This is a genomic window from Nocardia sp. NPDC004278 (genome assembly GCF_053602975.1).
The window spans coordinates 190,540-205,738 of the sequence record NZ_JBSGEQ010000012.1 but is presented as its reverse complement, the minus strand read 5'-3'; the positions used below and the strand labels follow the sequence as shown (position 1 = coordinate 205,738).

The 15,199-nt window shown below is 67.1% G+C and carries 16 protein-coding genes; 8 read left to right on the top strand and 8 right to left on the bottom strand.

The window, feature by feature from the left end; translation table 11 throughout:
* Positions 1–10: 10 nt before the first annotated feature.
* Positions 11–493: an LIC_13387 family protein gene (locus tag ACWEO2_RS20650; RefSeq protein WP_452406778.1), complete on the top strand. Its 483-nt coding sequence runs from the start codon at positions 11–13 to the stop codon at positions 491–493.
* A 7-nt stretch (positions 494–500) separates the two neighbouring features.
* On the opposite strand, the gene ACWEO2_RS20645 is transcribed toward ACWEO2_RS20650, so the two are convergent.
* The 4 genes from ACWEO2_RS20645 to ACWEO2_RS20630 form a co-directional block, all read right to left on the bottom strand.
* The gene (locus tag ACWEO2_RS20645) at positions 501–1,268 is read right to left on the bottom strand and encodes an SWIM zinc finger family protein (RefSeq protein ID WP_452406777.1); all 768 of its coding nucleotides are present in this window, start codon (positions 1,266–1,268) and stop codon (positions 501–503) included.
* The gene (locus tag ACWEO2_RS20640) at positions 1,265–4,243 is read right to left on the bottom strand and encodes a DEAD/DEAH box helicase (protein ID WP_452406776.1); all 2,979 of its coding nucleotides are present in this window, start codon (positions 4,241–4,243) and stop codon (positions 1,265–1,267) included. The genes ACWEO2_RS20645 and ACWEO2_RS20640 overlap by 4 nt, the downstream gene beginning before the upstream one ends.
* 198 nt (positions 4,244–4,441) lie before the next feature.
* A complete protein-coding gene (locus ACWEO2_RS20635) occupies positions 4,442–5,677 on the bottom strand; it encodes a serine hydrolase (RefSeq protein WP_452406775.1) in 1,236 nt (411 codons plus the stop codon).
* Between the two features lie 92 nt (positions 5,678–5,769).
* Entirely contained in the window at positions 5,770–7,074 is a 1,305-nt protein-coding gene (locus ACWEO2_RS20630) for a hypothetical protein (RefSeq protein WP_452406774.1), read from the bottom strand.
* Between the two features lie 55 nt (positions 7,075–7,129).
* Between ACWEO2_RS20630 and ACWEO2_RS20625 the strand changes: the two genes are divergently transcribed.
* Entirely contained in the window at positions 7,130–7,681 is a 552-nt protein-coding gene (locus ACWEO2_RS20625; RefSeq protein ID WP_452406773.1) for a helix-turn-helix domain-containing protein, read from the top strand.
* Positions 7,682–7,920: 239 nt separating this feature from the next.
* Here ACWEO2_RS20625 and ACWEO2_RS20620 read toward each other — a convergent pair whose 3' ends face one another.
* The gene (locus ACWEO2_RS20620; RefSeq protein ID WP_354953538.1) at positions 7,921–8,076 is read right to left on the bottom strand and encodes a hypothetical protein; all 156 of its coding nucleotides are present in this window, start codon (positions 8,074–8,076) and stop codon (positions 7,921–7,923) included.
* Positions 8,073–8,312 carry a hypothetical protein gene (locus ACWEO2_RS20615; protein WP_452406772.1) on the bottom strand — a complete coding sequence of 80 codons (240 nt, stop codon included), beginning with the start codon at positions 8,310–8,312 and terminating at the stop codon, positions 8,073–8,075. Before ACWEO2_RS20615 ends, ACWEO2_RS20620 begins: the two co-directional genes overlap by 4 nt.
* 175 nt (positions 8,313–8,487) lie before the next feature.
* Here ACWEO2_RS20615 and ACWEO2_RS20610 point away from each other — a divergent pair, with 175 nt between their 5' ends.
* From ACWEO2_RS20610 to ACWEO2_RS20590, 5 genes are all read left to right on the top strand, one after another.
* Positions 8,488–9,435, top strand: a complete 948-nt coding sequence (locus ACWEO2_RS20610; RefSeq protein WP_452406771.1) for a helix-turn-helix domain-containing protein — start codon at positions 8,488–8,490, stop codon at positions 9,433–9,435.
* On the top strand, positions 9,432–9,752 hold the full coding sequence (locus ACWEO2_RS20605; RefSeq protein ID WP_452406770.1) for a hypothetical protein: 321 nt from the start codon (positions 9,432–9,434) through the stop codon (positions 9,750–9,752). The genes ACWEO2_RS20610 and ACWEO2_RS20605 overlap by 4 nt, the downstream gene beginning before the upstream one ends.
* A 65-nt stretch (positions 9,753–9,817) precedes the next feature.
* Positions 9,818–9,961 carry a hypothetical protein gene (locus ACWEO2_RS20600; RefSeq protein WP_452406769.1) on the top strand — a complete coding sequence of 48 codons (144 nt, stop codon included), beginning with the start codon at positions 9,818–9,820 and terminating at the stop codon, positions 9,959–9,961.
* Positions 9,962–10,208: 247 nt separating this feature from the next.
* The gene (locus ACWEO2_RS20595; RefSeq protein ID WP_354953546.1) at positions 10,209–10,571 is read left to right on the top strand and encodes a hypothetical protein; all 363 of its coding nucleotides are present in this window, start codon (positions 10,209–10,211) and stop codon (positions 10,569–10,571) included.
* A 76-nt stretch (positions 10,572–10,647) separates the two neighbouring features.
* Complete coding sequence (locus tag ACWEO2_RS20590) at positions 10,648–11,358, top strand: HNH endonuclease family protein (RefSeq protein WP_452406768.1); 711 nt, start codon at positions 10,648–10,650, stop codon at positions 11,356–11,358.
* A 60-nt stretch (positions 11,359–11,418) separates the two neighbouring features.
* On the opposite strand, the gene ACWEO2_RS20585 is transcribed toward ACWEO2_RS20590, so the two are convergent.
* A complete protein-coding gene (locus ACWEO2_RS20585) occupies positions 11,419–12,237 on the bottom strand; it encodes a sulfurtransferase (protein WP_452406767.1) in 819 nt (272 codons plus the stop codon).
* 222 nt (positions 12,238–12,459) lie between these two features.
* Here ACWEO2_RS20585 and ACWEO2_RS20580 point away from each other — a divergent pair, with 222 nt between their 5' ends.
* Positions 12,460–13,680, top strand: a complete 1,221-nt coding sequence (locus ACWEO2_RS20580; protein ID WP_452406766.1) for a benzoate/H(+) symporter BenE family transporter — start codon at positions 12,460–12,462, stop codon at positions 13,678–13,680.
* A gap of 115 nt (positions 13,681–13,795) precedes the next feature.
* Here the strand turns inward: ACWEO2_RS20580 and ACWEO2_RS20575 are convergent, their stop codons facing one another.
* Positions 13,796–15,190 (bottom strand): dihydrolipoamide acetyltransferase family protein, encoded by a 1,395-nt coding sequence (locus ACWEO2_RS20575; RefSeq protein WP_452406765.1) that lies wholly within the window; start codon positions 15,188–15,190, stop codon positions 13,796–13,798.
* Between the last annotated feature and the right edge of the window lie 9 nt (positions 15,191–15,199).

Here is a 15,199-nt window from a genome sequence, read left to right as displayed (position 1 = left end):
GGAGGTCGCGATGACCGCGATGACCACATCGTCCGCACCCAGCGCCAGCACATCCGCCCGCTGGGCGGCACCCGTTCAGATCACGGGTGCCGCACTCGTCGGGCTGATCGGAGCGGCACACCTGCTCGTCGTGCACGCCTTCAATGGCGATGACTCCGCTGGCGAAGAGGTGATCAACGAACTATCCAGGAGCACGACGACCGCGCTGTTCGACGGGGGCAGGCAGATCAGCGTCTTCGATCTCAATACCGGTTACAGCGTCGGAATGGGCCTGTTCGGACTGCTTTTCGGGCTAGTGGTGATCAGCGCGGTCCGCGCCGCACCGCAGTTGATCGCCCGCTGGTCGTTGTTCAATGCCATTTGCGTGGCGATGGCCGGTGGCCTCTGCTGGATTGCGGCGCTCTACTTTCCCGAACCGGTGATCGCGGTATCCGCGCTCGCGACACTGTGTTTCGCCGCCGTACTGGTGGCCGGGCCCGTCGAACGGCGCTGAAGCACGGTCAGCGCTCCAGCGCGTGATAGAGCGCGCGCAGATCGCGCAGCCCGGCCGCGGCCATCGGCTCGTCCTCGGCGATCATCCGCAGCGCCCGACGCAGCAGCATCGGATCCAGATCGTCTATGGCGGGACGGAATTCGACCTTCGGCAGATCGGGCAGTTGGGTCCGATCGCCGTAGGGATCGTCGGATACCGCCGGGCGCGTATCGCGTTCGATGCCGACAATGAGCGTATCCAGGTCGAGGCCGCGCAGGGTGAGGATTTCGCGGGGACGCTCGTCGAGACGTTCGGCGAGCAGATAGCAGACCGCCGCCACATGCTTGCACGGCCAGCCGGGATCCGGGCAGGTGCAGGAGAAGTCCAGGTCCGCGGCCGTCGTCGGGAGCAGATGTTCGCCGAGGCTCATCGGCAAAGCGCCGGAGGCGATTTCGGCGAGCACGCCCGGCGCGGTCCGAATGGTTTCGACGAGCAGTTCCAGCTCGTCGTCGCGCAGCGGCCGAATGGCGAAGACGGCGGTGAACGGGCGCGGCTGACTCCCCTGTACTTCCGCGGTGACCGCACCCGGTTCGATCCGGTAGCTCACCACCTGCCCGGCCCTTGCGTAGGTGCGGCCGCGGGCCAGCCGACCGGGTTCGGCCATTGCCTCGACCGCCTCGATGAGCGCCTTACCCCACCAGGTGCGCCCGAATCCGCCACGGCGGCTGCGCGCTTCCACCCCGCCCTTGACCGGACGGCGCTTGCCATACTTGCGGTAGTCCTCGAAGGGGCTCAATCGCCGACCGCCTCGGCGCCGAGGGCGAAGAGCTGGTGCAGTTCGTCGGTACTCAATTCGGTGATCCAGTTCTCGCCAGCGCCGATGGCCAGATCGGCGAGTTGACGTTTGCCGCTGATCATTTCGTCGATCTTCTCCTCGATGGTGTCGACGCAGATCAGCTTGCGCACCTGCACATTGCGCTGCTGACCGATCCGGAAGGCCCGGTCGGTGGCCTGGTTCTCAACCGCCGGATTCCACCAGCGATCCAGGTGCACAACATGATTGGCGGCGGTGAGATTCAGTCCGGTGCCACCGGCCTTGAGCGATAGCAACATCAGCGGCGGGCCGCTCGGCTCCTGGAATCGCTCGACCATGGTGTCGCGCTGCTTCTTGGGCACCCCGCCGTGCAGGAAGGCAATCGCGGTGCCGAAGCGCTCGATGAGATATGGCGTGATGAGATCACCGAATTCCCGGAACTGGGTGAACAGCAATGCCTTCTCGCCGTCCGCGAGCACCGCATCGAGGACATCCTCCACCAGTGCGAGCTTGCCGGAGCGGTGGCGGCCCCGGTGCAGTACGCCCGAACCGTCGCCGAGGAAATGCGCGGGATGGTTGCAGACCTGCTTGAGCCGAGTCAGCGCGCCGAGCACGGCACCCTTGCGCGCCATCCCCTTCGCATCCTTCAGTTTGGCCAACATGTCGTCGACCACCGCCTGGTACAGCGCCGCCTGCTCAACGGTCAGGTTGGCGCGCACCGTCATCTCCAGCTTCTCCGGCAGATCGCTGATGACGGTGGGATCGGTCTTGACCCGGCGCAGCACGAACGGCTGGGTGATGGTGCGCAGCCTGCTGATCGCGTTCTCGTCCCGATCGCGTTCGATCGGCACGGCGAAGCGGGCACGGAAGGTCTGTGCGCTGCCGAGCACCTTCGGCATCGTGAAATCCAGAATCGAGCGCAACTCCTCCAACCGGTTCTCCACCGGAGTTCCGGTGAGCGCCAACCGATGTCGCGCGGGCAGTGCGCGGGCCGCCTTCGCCTGCCTGGTCCCCGCGTTCTTGATGTGCTGTGCCTCGTCGAGCACCACGCGGTCCCATTGCTGGCGGGCCAATTCGACCGCGTCCCTTGCCAAGAGCGAGTAGGTGGTGATCACCAGATCCGCATCGGCGACGGCTTCGTCGAGTTCGTCACCGACCCGCCGCCCCGCGCCGTGATGCACCAGTACACGCAGGTCCGGCGCGAACCGCTCGGCTTCGCGCTGCCAGTTGCCCACCACCGACATCGGGCACACCAGCAGTGTCGGCCCGGGTGCACCATCGTCTGGTCGGTTGCGGTCTTCGATCCGTCCGGCTCCGCCGCGCCGCGCCGCGCCGCGCGAAATGACTTCCGCCGCGGCGTATTGCGATTCGTTGGCCGCGACCGGTGGCGCGGTGTGTACCTCTCGGCCGGTGCGGGCGGCGTCTTCGGTCAGCGAGCGGCTGGTCTCCCGTTCGTGCACCAGCAGGGCCAGCACCTGCACCGTTTTGCCCAGCCCCATATCGTCGGCCAGGATTGCGCCGACGCCATAGCGGCTCATGGTGGCCAGCCAGGCGAGGCCGCGTTCCTGGTACGGCCGCAGTTGCGCTTTGAGGCCGACCGGCGCGGTGACCGGTTCGGGATCGCGGGTCCGGTCCAAAAGGTCCGCGGCCCACCCGGTCGCGGTGACCTCGGTAATCGGCACCTTCTCGACATGACCGGTGACGAGTTCGCCGACCAGATCGGCGAAGGTGATTTCGGAGTCGTCGAGATGGGCGGCGACATAGCGGGCGGCCGCGGCGAGCACCTTGTGGTCGGCCTGCACCCATTCGCCGCGCAACTGCACCAGGTCCGATTTCGAGCGGATCAGCCTGGCCATCTCGGCCTTGGTCAGCACGGTATCGCCGAGCGCGAGTTCCCAACGGTAGGAGACGAGTCCGCGCATGCCGACGGTGCTCTCCGCGGCGGGGACGGCGCTGTCCACCCGCAGCCGCATGGTCGGCGCGGTGATATTCCAGGCCCGCGGCAGCAGCAGCCGGACACCGGCCGCCTGCAACGCGTGCGCACCGTGCTCGACCAGGTCCGCGACCACCTCGGTCGGCAGCAGCAGATCCATCGACTGCGGATCGTTCGGCAGGTCGCGCAGTCGCGGGTAGGCCCGCGTCGCCTGCCCCAGCTTCTCGATCGCCGTCCGGACCAGCACCGGATCACCCAGCAGCGGAACCGGATTCGGCGCCTCACCATCGGCGCGCAGACAGACCTGCAGTCGCCACAGCGCCACCGAATCATCGGCGTCGGCATCGACATCGGCCGCACCGAAGGCGATATCGCCCTCCGGCTCCAGCAGACGCAGCACCAACTCCGGCTCATCCCCGGTCAGACTCGCCCGCCAGCGTTCCAATACCTCGGCCAGCTGATAGCTGCCGCCATCGACGGCGACATCACCTATAAGCGCGGCCACCAGCGGATGCACCGACGGCGGCGGATCCATCAGCTCCCTGGCAATCGGATCGGCGAGCTCGGTGACCATATCCTCGAGCAGCACGGCGGGCTTCCCCGCGACGCGCAGCGCGGGCGGCATCGCCACTGCCAACTCCGCCAGCCACGCGCGCTGCCGCTCCCCGCCGACCAATCGCCATCGCACCCACCACTGCCCGTCGTCCCGGCGCAGCTCCGGTGCCACCCGCCCGGCCCGCACCCACCGCTCGACCCCGTGCGCCACATGCGCGAGAAACCGCAGATCCCCCGAAACCGCCTCGACGGGCAGCCGCTGGCGCAATGCCGCCGCGGCCGCAGCGGGCACCATCGCATGCGCCCGCACCTGCTCGGTCTCCGCATCCACCCCGTTGACCAGCACCTGCGCCCGATGCCGGAACTTCGATGCCGCCAGCACCGCACCCAGCGGATCGGGCAGCGCGACAACCGGGGCCTCCTGCCACAGCAGCAACCCCGATCCCGGCGACCACAGACCGTGCAGCATCACCCCATCCAATCAGGTGCCTCCGACAGCGATCGGGCGGCGGCCGGACCGGTTTCCCAGATTTCTCGACAGAACCGGAACATATTGGCATATCCGCTGGTCACGGGGCTTATATCGAGGCCAGAGCGTGTTGGGCGGCGCCGATGACGAGGGTGCTGCGGGGTGGTTTCGAAGACGTCGGCCGACGTGCAGGCATGCTCACTGTGCGTGAGCCAGCAGGTGGAATGCGCCGCGGATGACGGACTGGCCGGCGAGTGTCACCGACAGTGTGTCGAGGGTGGTGTGTGGGTCGGAGACCATAAGACTTGTCGCCAGGGTTCGGTCGTCGGTGGTGCGGGCCAGGTAGTGCAGGGTGACCACGCCTGGTTCGCTGCCGCCCTTGTACCAGACCGTGGGGAATTGTCTGGTGTCGAGGTTGAGTCCCTCGTCTTTCTGCGATAGGGCGTGGCCGATTTCGGGTTGGTCGAGCCGCGCGAGTCCGGCGAAGGCGTGGCAGATATCGGTCGGGGCGGCGAACCATTCGATCTGGTCGATGTGTTTCGGCTCGGGCCAGGTCTCCTGCAGGTCCGGGAGGGGCCGGTGCTCCAACTGTTCCAACGCGGCGACTCGGTCATGGGGTGACAGTGCCAGGTATCGCTGCGCGCGGGTCGTGTCGCTGTTTCCCTTGAGCTGGAAGAATGCCTTGGTTGTCAGGAAGGGGGTATTCGTGTCGGGTTGCCGATGACCGAACAGCCTCAGCTGGCGTTCCACTGCGTCCCGGCCCAGCTGGTGGATCAGATGGTCGGTGGCGGTGTTGTCGCTGATCGAGATCATCAGGTCGGCATATTCGGCCAACGAGGCGGTGGCGCCTGCTGGACGGTTCTGCATGGTGCCCGACGGCAGGCTTTTCCAGTCATCCCTGATCGCCAATCGCTCGTCCCATCCGACGCGTCCTTCGGCGACCGCGTGGGCGAGGGCTCCCAAGACATAGAGCTTGAACGCCGAACCGATCGGGCGCAGCGTGTCGGGGTTGAGGCCGTGCAGGATCCGGCAGTGGTCGTCCGGTTCGATTTCCGCTGCTGCGAAGGACACTCGCCGGCCGAGCCGGGTGAGCTGCGTATCGATCTCGGCCCACGATGCTGGTGGCGGAACGTCGGCGGTCAGGCGCACTTCTTCGATCAGCCCGGCCGTGTTCGTGCGAACCGTGACGAGATAGTTGCCAGTGTCACCGTGCACCGCGGCTTGGACGAAGTCCGGTCGTGCCGCGACGATTTCACCGACGACGAGCCGGCCGATCCGCATCAGGGCGGCATTGAATCCGTCCGCCCCACCGCTGGCGTCCAGCAGGCCGGATGCCAGATGGTCCCGAATCTCCGGGTCCGGCAGGGGACTTCGGGTCGACGCTGACACTATCCAGTCCAGTTGTGCTGTGGTGGTGGGTGCGCTCTCGATCATTGCGCTGACCTTTCGGTGATGTCGTTGCTGTGGGCCGATTTCGCTCGTCCGCGGTATACGGCTGTTGTTCGGAAGGGGAATTCGAATCCGCGCTACCGCTTGTGGCTCGACAGAAATCGGGCCAGCGGGCCGGGCTTGGTACCGGGAAGAACCCAGTCGGCGATGTCGGCGACCACGGCAGGGTCGAGGTGGTGCGGCCGTTGGTAGTCGGCGGGTGTGGAACGTCCGGAGCCAGAGAAGAACATGTGGTCGTCGGCGTCGTAGACGCGGATCGTGACGCCGGGGCGGTGGGCCAGTCCCGCCCGCCAGCGCGGCAGGTCCGCGTCGACAGTCACCTGGTAGTCGCGGCCGCCCTGGATGACGAGAACCGGCCTGTCCAGCTCTGCGGCGGTCGCGACCGGGTCGTAGTCGCGCAGATCCAGCCAGTACGAGGCCGGCCAACCGAACAGCAACTCCGTGGCAGGGGTCGCGGGTGACAAGTTCACACTCTCCACCAGCGCGGCTTGGCGCGTGATCGACTCGACCGCGCCCGCCATGTCCTGGCCGGAGTCGAGCGCGGCCAGATAGTGGACGGTCCGGACGGCGGCGCGGGGCAGTGGCAGCGTGTCACCGGCCAGAATCACGACGCCGGCAACGGACGGCTCGGCCGCCGCGACCCGCGGAGCGGCCTTCCCGCCTCCGCTGTGGCCGACGACGAACACCCGCGCCGGGTCCACATCCGGATGCTGTTGCAACACACCGACTGCGGCTATCGCATGCGGTAGGTACTCCTCGACCATGGTGAACCCGGGTTCGACCGCCACTTGGCCGTGCACGTGGTTCACCTTGTCGAACCGCAACACCGCCACGCCACGGCTGGCCAGGCCCCACGCCAAGTCTTTGAACGGCTTGTTCGGTCCCACGGTCAAATCCCGGTCGGTGGGCCCGGAAGCCAGCAGCACCACACCCGGGCGCAGGCCACGTCCCCGGGGCACGGTCAAGGTGCCCGGCACGGCCAAACCCCCGGATCCGACCGTGACCTCCTGCTCGGTGAATTTGCGCGGCGCGGCGTAGCGGGGCGGTGTCCACGCCGACGTGATCGGTGGGGCGAGCCGGAAACCGTGCAGCCTGCCGGTGTCGTCGACCGAGACGACGACCGTGAGCCCGCCGCGCTCGCAAGTCACCGGGACACTCATCTTGATCAGACCGGCTCCGATCGGCTCACTCAGCGCCGCGCCCACCGCGCGGACCGCTCCGATTTTGGCGATCTCGCCACGCCACGCCACCTCTACCGTCTCGGCGGACACCGCGGCCCGCAGCCGAGGCGCGAACATGTCCTCGATCTCGGCGAACCGCTGCGCACGCGCCAGTTCGACCACGGCCGCGGCAATCGCGGCCGGATTCACATCAACCATCATATCCGTACCTTTCTCGTTCTTTGAGAAAGGTATCATGATGTGAGATCGTTAGGAAGTGGATGCATTCGAACTACTGGCACACCCGGTGCGACTGCGAATCGTGCATGCGATGCGCGGTGGGCAGATCCGCACCACAGCCGAGCTGTGCGCCCGCCTTCCCGACGTATCGAAAGCGATGGTCTACCGGCACGTCGACCTGCTCGCGGACGCCGGAATCCTGGAAGTCGCCGAGGAGCGGCGGGTACGCGGCGCGGTGCAGCGCCACTATCGGCTGCGCCAGGACCGGGCGAGCGTCGATGCCGAGGCTGCCGCGGCACTGTCGCCCGAGGACCACCGACGCATCTTCGCCACCTCGCTGGCAGTACTGATCGCCGAGTTCAACGCCTACCTCGACCGGGAAAACCCCAACCCGGTAACCGATCTCGTCGGCTACCGGCAGCACGCCGTCTGGCTCAGCCGACCGGAACTGGAACAGATGATCACCGAGCTACGCCAGGTGATCTGGCCCCGGCTGGCCAACCAGCCGACCCCCGACCGCGGGCAGTACCTGCTCAGCCCGATCTTCTTCCCCATCGAACCACCATCAGCCGACCCTGAAACCAAATGAGGCGGGCGGAAATCGACCTCTGCGGATCTGCAGAGCCGCGTTTGTCGCTCCTGCCGCGACAAACCTCGCACCCACCAGCGAACGAGATGCGCCGAACGAGCACGGTTGCCGCATAGCGCGCGGCGGGGTCCTCTCGCTAACGAACGATTCTCCGCGGCGAACCGCTTGTCAGGCTCGCTGAAAACGACTCGTCCGGAACCGAAGTCGGTAGCGGCGAAACGGTGCTGGCCTCGGATGGCTCAGCGGTCCCGATCTTCGTCCTCGATACGTGCTCGGATCGCCTGCACCGTGCGGTCCTTCGGGATGCGCTCAGGCCAGCAGGTCACCGCGACGATCACGACCAAGGGCAGCCCGATCACAACGACGTACCCGAGCACAATCCATCCGCCGCTCATCGAATCTCGCTGTCCACGACCGACAGCGGGTCTACGGCGATCGCCGCGCGCATCGCCGCGGCAATCGCCGAAAGCACATCGGTGTCGGGTTCGGCGAACTCGACTTCCCATCCGTCGCTATCGACCAGTGACCATGACCCGTCGTCGCGCTGGAGATAGCCGTACCCCTCGTCGTCGTCCGGAGCCATCGCCAGCTTCCTGGCGTCTTCGTCATCGAATCGCGCGGGGAGTTCCATCTCCCGTCCCCCTTCGGCCGTCGTTGGTGGTGAGCACCCACCGCCGGGGTGCCGTTGCGGGCACGGCATCGACCCGGCGGCGGGGCTGAAAAACACGCTAGGCGTGCGACTTTCGGGGATGGAGTAGTTCGGCGTCCACAGGCGTCTACAGCACAAAGCCCGTTAGGCTGGTCTTATGGAACCCGGTGCGCTGCTGCGCGCCGCTCGCGAGGCGGCGGGTATCTCGCTGCGCGCTATGGCCGAGCGGAGTTACTACAGCCGGGCGTATCTGTCACTCATCGAGACCGGCCAGCGCCCGGTGCCTGCCGGTGTCGTCGCTGCCTACGAAAGGGTGCTGGGCGCGGACTTGGAGCGGCTGACAGCGGTGGCGCGAGCGCCAGCCAGCGTCGACCCCGTCGCTCTGTCCGACGTGGCAGTAATGCTGGCGGCTACGCGCCGAATCGAGGACGCGGCAGGGGCTTTGACGGTTCTACCGGCCGTCCGGGGCATGGCCGAGATGGCCGAGGCCTTTGCCGGTGAGGCACGTACCGGACAGAGCGACGCGGCGTGCCTCGCGTCGGAGATCACGCAGTATCGGGGATGGCTGGAGCACGCGATCGGAGCCGACTCTGCCGCCCGGCGAAGCCTGGGCACGGCAGCGAGCCTGGCGAAGGAGTCCCGCGACCCGGACCGGATTGCGCACAGCCTGGGCTTTCTTGGCTACGTGACGGTCAGCGCGGGGAATTACGGCGAAGTCCTCGCACTGTCGGACGCCGCTCTGGCGGTACGAGACGCGCACCCCGTCATCACGGCCTACGGACGGATGCGGCGAGCCGAGCTATTGGCCGCGCACAGAGAGACGCGCCAAGCACAACGCGCGCTGGCTCTGGCGGACGCTGCGGCGGAAGCGGCGGACGGCATCGAGGCCCCCGCGTCGATGTACTGGTGGAGCACTGGATTCGGAGCTGTGCAGCGTGGCGGCGTTCTGGCGCTGCTGGGGTACACGGGCGAAGCAATCGAGGAAGCGACACACGGGCTGGCCGTGATGCCAGCCGAGCATCGCAGGTCCGAATGGTTGGCATCAGCGCTACGCCGCGTCGACCCGGATATGAGCGCGGGCGATTCGGTCGCATCGCAAACATGACACATAGTGGTGGCGACACCGCTGGTCTGTCGCTGATCGAGTCCGGCAAACGTGCTTTGCCCGCCGCTGTCATCGCCGCGTACGAGTCCGCGTTGGGTGAATCGGCGGACGGCGAGCGGGCTGGCGCTGAGTGGATTCGGCCCGTGGCCGCGTCGGATGTCGGTGGTGACACCCTCGACCGCCTCGAACTGGCTGTCGATGATCTGGCGTCGGCGTACTCGACCAGTCCACCCGGTGAGCTGCTGAACGATATCCGGCAGCATCTCGGCTATGCCGCACGCTTGTCCGGCCGCGCCGAATCGCGACGGCGAACATAGATCTGGGCTTGGCCCTGGTAGCGGCCGATAAGCCGGACGAGGCGGCTGATGTCACGCTTAGGGCCGTGATTTCCGGCCGCCTGGTCCCGTCGAACTTCTGGCGCGTCGCCGAGGTGGTCTCCGGAATCGAAGGCCGGGACGCATCGGATGCGGCAACCGTCCGCGACGCGTTTCGCGACACCTACCCGGCGAAATCGAGCGCTTCCTGACCGACGGCGCATCGCGGATCTGAACACCTGACGGCAGCGACATCGCTGGTCGACGATAGTTTCCGGGATGTCGAGGCAGACAGATATAGATTGGACACAGCGATACCGGCTGGACACGGATCAGTCTCTGACCTCGGCTAGATGGACTGATCGCTACCACTCGGACAAAATTCGGAGAATACTGGTATATCCGCTGGTCATCGCGAGAGAACCGCAGTTGGGTGTCAACGGAAGCGGAGGGCAAAGCATGACGATTCTGCTCCAGGTACTCGAGCAGAGCTTCACGCCGACTACGCCGTGGGAACGGCGCAAATTCACCTTCGTCAATGCCGACAAGATCGTCGGCATGCGACTCGACGGACAATCCGGCGTCTGGCTGGATCTGTCGCGTCCTGGTGAATCTCAGCGTCTGGCCCGAACCCTGGACCCGCGTGAGGCGGTCACGTTCCTGCTCAACACCTTCGCGAAGATCGCCGAATGCGAGGAGCGCGGCGGCTCGTGGTTGATCGGGCACGATGGCGCGCACCCGGAGTCCATATCGGCGACCAGATTCCCGCCGCGGACGAGCGAAGTCGCCGATGACGAACTGCTGGCGCGCGCCTGGTTGTGAGCCCTGACCGGCTCGCTTCTCGAGGCGCTCCAGCTAGGCGCTACGAATGTCGGTGCATGCGGGTACATCTAACACCGTGCGTGCCGACATTCGACGATGGCTGCGTGCCCTGCTCGCAGTGGCGCTGCTCGCCGTACCTGCATGCGCTGACCTGGGCACCGAACCGGTCGCGCGCACACCTGGCAGCCCGAGCCGGGCCCAGCTCGAGCATCTGCTCGCCTCGGTGCGGGTCGTCGCCGTGCGCGGGCATCCGGGTGGTTATGAGCGCGGATGTCAGGAGGGGCGGGGATGCGTATTCGGTCCGTCCTGGACAGATGATTACGACGGACCCGGTGGGCACGACGGCTGCGATACCCGCAACGACGTGCTGAGCAGACAGCTGACCGGAGTGAGCTTTCGGCCCGGCACCAACGACTGTGTGGTCACCGCGGGCACGCTCGACGATCCGTACACCGGCAACCGGATCACATTCACCAAAGCCGATGCGGGCGATGTCCACATCGATCACGTCTACCCGCTGGCCGCGGCCTGGGATATGGGTGCGGTGTACTGGCCACGCCAGCGCCGGGTGCGGTTCGCCAACGATATCGATGCGAACCTGCTCGCCACCGCCGCGAACACCAACCAGGCCAAGGGCGACAGCACGCCGTCGGCATGGCTGCCGCCCGCGCGGGCGAACCATTGCTTCTACGCGGGCAGATACCTCACCGTCGCGGTCCAGTACGACCTGCCGGTGACGGCCGCGGATAGCGCAGTTCTGAACGATATCGCCCGCACCTGCCCGTGATTCGCGTTCGTCTGGGGCTGATGCACTTCAGCTGTACTGCGCCTCGCACCGGGGCCGGACTCAGGCTCCGGTGGCGACCGCACGCTTCGGGTCATTGGACCACTGCGACCACGAACCCGGGTACAGGGCCGCCTCGATGCCAACGGCGGCGAGTGCGGCGACCTGGTGGGCCGCGGTGACGCCGGACCCGCAGTAGACCGCGATCGGTCCGGAACCGAAGGCGGCGAACCGATCCCGCAATGCGTCCAGGGCATGGAATCGGCCGCTGGCGTCGAGGTTGTCCGCGGTCGGTGCGCTGACCGCGCCCGGAATGTGTCCGGCCTGCGGATCAACGGGCTCCACCTCGCCGCGATAGCGTTCGCCCGCACGCGCATCCAGCAGTACACCCGACCATTTGGCGGCGGCGTCAGCATCGATCACCGGCATCTGCCCCGGCTGCACCTCGACATCACCGAGTTCGGGATCGGGCTCCGCGCCGGTGGCGATCTCGCCACCCGCACCGATCCACGCGGGCAGGCCGCCGTCGAGAATCCGCACATCCGCGATCCCGGCCCAGCGCAGCAGCCACCAGGCCCGGGCCGCGGCCATACCGCCGGTCGCGTCGTAGACGACCACCGGATCCCCGTTGCACACACCCCAACTGCGCGCACACTTCTCCAGCTGCGTCGGATCGGGCAGCGGATGCCGCCCGCGCGCCGGTGACGGTGGTGCCGCCAGTTCGGTTTCCAGGTCGACGAAGACCGCGCCCGGGATATGCCCTTCCAGATAATGCTGCGGGCCGTCCGGATCCCCCAGTGCCCATCGCACATCCAGTAGACGAACCCGCTTGTCTGCCAATACTTCCCGAAGTTCATCCGTCGAGATCAGTACCGCGCTCAACAAAGCTCCTAGTTCTGAATCCGTACCCTACGAGCACCGACGCTCCTCACCCTACGCATTCACTAGCACAGATGTCAGCGCGCCATGAAAGGTACCGGCGGGTAGACAACACCCTTTTCGATCGGCTGCACACGCCCTCGGGAGTGCGCGCGCCAGCAATTCAGTCCAGTTTCGAGCGACTGGCTGTGACAACTGGACTGATGACCGGGGAAGATCCCAGAAATGTCCAGGCTTTCCCCGGCGCTCGCCGAATCCTCACCAGCAGCATCGGCTACCCCGCAGGCGCGGCTCACCCAGCCGCTCGCCGCTGGTGTCGTGACCGCTTTGGTCGGGTTCACCAGCGCATTCGCGGTAGTGCTCAGCGGTCTGACCGCGGTCGGGGCCAGCTCGGCACAGGCGGCATCGGGGCTCTTGGCACTCTGCGTGACCCAGGCCATCGGCATGATGCTGCTGAGTTACCGGTATCGGCTGCCCATCACACTGGCCTGGTCGACACCGGGCGCAGCGCTGCTCGCCAGCACGGGGGCCGTCGCCGGTGGCTGGGCGGCGGCGGTCGGCGCATTCGCGATCACCGGAGTGTTGATCGTGATCACCGGACTCTGGCAGCGGCTCGGCAATCTGGTCGCCGCGATTCCGGTGGAGATCGCGCAGGCCATGCTCGCCGGAGTGCTGCTGCCGCTGTGTCTCGCACCGGTGAAGGCCGTGCAGGCCAGTCCGGCGGTGGTGGTCCCGGTGATCGCGGTGTGGCTGGTGCTACAGCGATTCGCCAAGCGCTGGGCGGTGATCGCGGCCTTTGCCACCGCCGCGATCGGGGCGGGCATCAGCATCGCGGTGCAGCACAAACATCTCGATCTCGCCGCCATGGCACCCTCGCTCGAATTGACCGTGCCGCAATGGAGCTGGCAGGCGATGATCGGCATCGCCATCCCGCTCTACATCGTCACCATGGCGTCTCAGAACATTCCGGGCACCGCCGTGATGAAGTCCTTCGACTACCAAGTGCCATGGCGCGCTTCGATGACCGTAACCGGTATCGGCACCATCCTCGGCGCACCCGCGGGCGGTCACGCCATCAATCTGGCCGCGATCAGCGCCGCGCTCTCGGCGGCTCCGGCCGCGCACCCGGATCCGAAGCGTCGCTGGATCGCGGCGTGCACCGCGGGCGCCACCTACCTGCTCCTCGCGCTCGGCTCGGCCGCACTCGTCACGCTGATCGCCACCGCCCCCAGGGGCACGCTGGAAACCGTTGCCGGACTTGCCCTGCTGGCCACCCTCGCCGCGGCGCTGGCCGGTGCACTGAAGTCCGAACAGCACCGCGAGGCGGGTGTCGTCACCTTCCTGATCGCCGCATCCGGAGTCGGGTTCCTCGGCATCGGGGCGGCCTTCTGGGCTCTGGTCGCAGGCCTGGTCGTCCGCAAAGTTCTTGCGCACCGCCAAGACTGACGTCCTTTCGGGGATGACCCGAGCTGAACGACAGTGCGGCTCGGACTGAGAGGCTTGCCCTGAGCTTCGGGGTGCAGCGGCAGCCTCCGCAGGACGCAACCGCGCCTGCGCTGGGCTACATGCGACTCAGCAATGTCAACGGGTCCTCGAGCAATCCGGCGACGGTCGCGAGGAACCGGGCGGCGAGCTCACCGTCGATCATCCGGTGGTCGAAGCTGATACCGAGGGTGGTCACCCAGCGGACGGCGAGCTCATCGCGAAATACCCACGGACGCTTGCGGATCGAGCCGAGGCACAGGATGGCCGCCTCACCCGGGTTGACCAGCGGAACACCGGTGTCGACACCGAAGACGCCGACATTGGTAATGGTGAAGGTGCCACCGCGCAGGTCCGTCGGCGTGGCGGCGCCGGAGCGGGCGGTCTCGGCCAGCCAGCCGATTTCGCGGCACAGTTCGCGCAGGCTCAATGCCTGGGCTTCCTTGAGATTGGGCACCATCAGGCCGCGTTCGGTGGCCACCGCGATGCCGAGGTTCACATAGTGCCTGGTGACGATCTGTTGATTCGCCTCGTCCCAGAACGCGTTGATACCGGGATACTCCGCGAGTGCGGCGAGCACCGACTTGGCGACCAGGGCCAGCGGCGTCAGTGTCAGGCCCTCGAAGGATTTGGTGGTGCGCAGGTGATCGAGCAGTTCCATGGACGCGGTGAAGTCGATGGTCACGAAGGTGCTGGCCTGCGGGATGGTGCGGGCACTGATCACCATTGCGGCAGCCATGCGTTTGCGGATCCCGCTGATCGGCGTGCGTTCCTCGCGAACCGCGGGCCGGATGATCCCTGCGTTCGGATCGGTGACCGAGGGTGGCACGGGCAGTGCGGTGTCCTCGCCGTCGCCGATGCGGCCCGCCACGGCCCGCGGCTGCGATACCGGGACGGCGCCGCGCACGTCATCGACCGTCACCGCGCCTTCGGGGCCCGAACCCGCGATATACCAGAGGTCGATCCCGAGTTCCTTGGCGAGCTTGCGTGCCGCCGGGGTAGCCGCGGCCCGGCGCATCCCCGCCGTCTCGCTCGCCCCCAGGTCGCCGGGCTTCGCGCTGGCTAGTTGCGAATCATCCTGCGGCGCAGCGGATTCCGTTGGCACCGGCCGCCGTCGCCGGGACACCGGCTCGCCTTCGGGCCCATACCCCACCAGTACCGAGGTCCGCCCGTTCGCCCCTTCCTGCGCGGCCCCGGTCTCCAGGTCGTTGCGCACCCGGATCAAAGGCGCGCCCACCGCGATCGTCTGGCCGGGTTCGGCGAGCAATTCGACCACCGTGCCCGAGAAGGGCGAGGGCAGCGATACCACCGCCTTGGCCGTCTCCACCTCGGCGATCGTCTGATTCAGCTGCACCGTCTCGCCGATACCCACCGACCACGACACCAACTCCGCGTCGGCGAGTCCCTCGCCGAGATCGGGTAGTCGGAATTCCAGAATATGACCCTGATCTTCGGCGGGGGCGCGATCTTCCACTGGGGCACC

Excerpts from the sequence above, each read along its gene's own strand:
- ACWEO2_RS20650 (WP_452406778.1), top strand. The coding sequence starts at position 11 with ATGACCGCGATGACCACATCGTCCGCACCCAGCGCCAGCACATCCGCC.
- ACWEO2_RS20640 (WP_452406776.1), bottom strand. The coding sequence starts at position 4,243 with ATGCTGCACGGTCTGTGGTCGCCGGGATCGGGGTTGCTGCTGTGGCAG.
- ACWEO2_RS20635 (WP_452406775.1), bottom strand. The coding sequence starts at position 5,677 with ATGATCGAGAGCGCACCCACCACCACAGCACAACTGGACTGGATAGTG.
- ACWEO2_RS20630 (WP_452406774.1), bottom strand. The coding sequence starts at position 7,074 with ATGATGGTTGATGTGAATCCGGCCGCGATTGCCGCGGCCGTGGTCGAA.
- ACWEO2_RS20620 (WP_354953538.1), bottom strand. The coding sequence starts at position 8,076 with ATGAGCGGCGGATGGATTGTGCTCGGGTACGTCGTTGTGATCGGGCTG.
- ACWEO2_RS20615 (WP_452406772.1), bottom strand. The coding sequence starts at position 8,312 with ATGGAACTCCCCGCGCGATTCGATGACGAAGACGCCAGGAAGCTGGCG.
- ACWEO2_RS20610 (WP_452406771.1), top strand. The coding sequence starts at position 8,488 with ATGGAACCCGGTGCGCTGCTGCGCGCCGCTCGCGAGGCGGCGGGTATC.
- ACWEO2_RS20605 (WP_452406770.1), top strand. The coding sequence starts at position 9,432 with ATGACACATAGTGGTGGCGACACCGCTGGTCTGTCGCTGATCGAGTCC.
- ACWEO2_RS20595 (WP_354953546.1), top strand. The coding sequence starts at position 10,209 with ATGACGATTCTGCTCCAGGTACTCGAGCAGAGCTTCACGCCGACTACG.
- ACWEO2_RS20580 (WP_452406766.1), top strand. The coding sequence starts at position 12,460 with ATGTCCAGGCTTTCCCCGGCGCTCGCCGAATCCTCACCAGCAGCATCG.